This window comes from Streptomyces sp. P5F9 (assembly GCF_057961495.1).
This window is the reverse complement of record NZ_JBXVPZ010000076.1, coordinates 1-2,095: the sequence shown is the minus strand read 5'-3', so window position 1 is coordinate 2,095 and position 2,095 is coordinate 1. Positions and strand designations below refer to the sequence as shown.

The window sequence follows — 2,095 nt, the reverse complement described above, 5'->3', positions numbered from 1 at the left end:
GGCATGAGCCGTTGCACGGCGGTTTTGTCGGGCCGGGGATGTTGTCGGCGGCCTGTCCTGGTGAGGTGTTCACGTCGCCGGTGCCCGATCAGATGGTGCGGGCCGCGGCCGCTGTGGACAGTGGCGCCGGGGTCCTTTTCATCGTGAAGAACTACACGGGGGACGTCCTCAACTTCGACATGGCGGCCGAGCTCGCCGAGGACGAGGGCATCCAGACCGCCAAGGTGCTGGTCAATGACGATGTCGCCGTCACCGACAGTCTCTACACCGCGGGGCGGCGCGGCACCGGTGCGACGCTGTTCGTGGAGAAGATATCCGGGGCCGCCGCGGCCGAGGGGCAGCCGTTGGACCGGGTCGCGGCGATCGCCCGGCAGGTCAATGAGAACTCGCGGAGTTTCGGTGTCGCGCTCAGCGCCTGCACCACCCCCGCCAAGGGCAGCCCCACCTTCGATCTGCCGCCGGGCGAGCTGGAGTTGGGCGTCGGCATCCACGGCGAGCCGGGCCGGGAACGGCGGGCGATGATGACCTCCGGTGAGATCGCCGACTTCTCCGTCCACGCGATCCTTGAGGACATGTCGCCGCGCAACCCGGTCCTGGTCCTGGTCAACGGCATGGGCGCGACCCCGCTCCTTGAGCTCTACGGCTTCAACGCCGAGGTCCACCGCGTGCTCGCCGAGCGCGGCGTCGCCGTCGCCCGCACACTGGTCGGCAACTACGTCACGTCCCTCGACATGGCGGGGGCCTCGGTCACCCTGTGCCAGATCGACGAGGAACTGCTGCGGCTGTGGGACGCGCCGGTGAAGACGCCGGGACTGCGCTGGGGCATGTGACCCGGCGGCACACCCGGTCAGCTCACCCACCACGCAAGGAGATCCCGTGCTCGACGCCGACTTCTTCCGCCGTTGGATGACGGCGACCGCCGCCTCCGTCGCCCGCGAGGCGGGACGGCTCACCGACCTCGACTCACCCATCGGCGACGCCGACCACGGCGCGAACCTGCAACGCGGGTTCACCGCCGTGACGGCCACCCTGGAGAAGGAGGCACCGGACACCCCGGGCGCCGTCCTCATGCTCGCCGGACGCACGCTCATCTCGACGGTCGGCGGCGCGTCGGGGCCGCTCTACGGCACGCTGCTGCGCCGTGCCGGCAAGGCGCTCGGGGACGCCACCGAGGTGAGCGAGGAGGAGTTCGCCGTCGCGCTGCGCACGGCAGTGGACGCGGTCATGACCCTCGGCGGTGCCGCGCCCGGCGACAAGACCATGATCGACGCGCTCGTCCCGGCGGTCGACGCGCTCCCGGACGGCTTCGCCTCGGCGCGGGCCGCCGCCGAGGAGGGCGCCGTCGCCACCACACCCTTGCAGGCCCACAAGGGCCGGGCGAGCTACCTCGGGGAGCGGAGCATCGGACACCAGGACCCGGGCGCCACGTCCTCGGCGCTGCTGATCGCCGCACTCCAGGAAGCCGCGACCGCGGAGGCCACCGGTGAGTGACGAGAAGCTGGTGGGCATCGTGCTGGTGTCGCACAGTGCGGAAGTCGCCGTCTCCGTGGCCGAGTTGGCGCGCGGGCTGTCCGGCTCGGGCGCCTCGGTACCGCTCGCCGCCGCCGGCGGCACCGAGGGCGGCGGGCTCGGCACCAGTTCCGAACTCATCGCCGCGGCGGCCGCGTCCGTCGACCGCGGCGCCGGGGTCGCCGTCCTCACTGATCTCGGCAGCGCCGTACTCACCGTGAAGGCCCTGCTCGCCGAAGGAGACGAACTCCCGGCCGGCACCCGCCTGGTCGACGCCCCGTTCGTCGAGGGCGCTGTGGCCGCCGTCGTCACAGCGTCGACGGGAGCGGACCTGGACGCGGTGGAAGCGGCGGCCGCGGAGGCGTACACCTATCGGAAGGCGTGAGGCGGGGTCGGGGCCGTGGCGGAGCGCGCGAGTCAGGCGCCGTAGCGGAAGGTGTCGGGCGGGGCCCGTAGCGGAAGACGGAGAGCAGCCGGCGCTCGGCGCTCGGCGCTCGGCGCTCGGCGCTCGGCGCTCGGCGCTCGGCGCTCGGCGCTCGGCGCTCGGCGCTCGGCGCTCGGCGCTCGGCGCTCGGCGCTCGGCGCT

Annotated in this window: 3 protein-coding genes; all 3 read left to right on the top strand. The window is 73.1% G+C overall.

The window, feature by feature from the left end; translation table 11 throughout:
* The coding region (gene dhaK / locus AC31A1_RS15350; protein ID WP_489653847.1) for a dihydroxyacetone kinase subunit DhaK at positions 1-830 on the top strand (830 nt) is incomplete at its 5' end.
* Positions 831-876: 46 nt separating this feature from the next.
* Entirely contained in the window at positions 877-1,491 is a 615-nt protein-coding gene (gene dhaL, locus AC31A1_RS15345; protein ID WP_489653846.1) for a dihydroxyacetone kinase subunit DhaL, read from the top strand.
* Positions 1,484-1,894: a PTS-dependent dihydroxyacetone kinase phosphotransferase subunit DhaM gene (locus AC31A1_RS15340; RefSeq protein ID WP_489653845.1), complete on the top strand. Its 411-nt coding sequence runs from the start codon at positions 1,484-1,486 to the stop codon at positions 1,892-1,894. Before dhaL ends, AC31A1_RS15340 begins: the two co-directional genes overlap by 8 nt.
* Positions 1,895-2,095 lie beyond the last annotated feature (201 nt).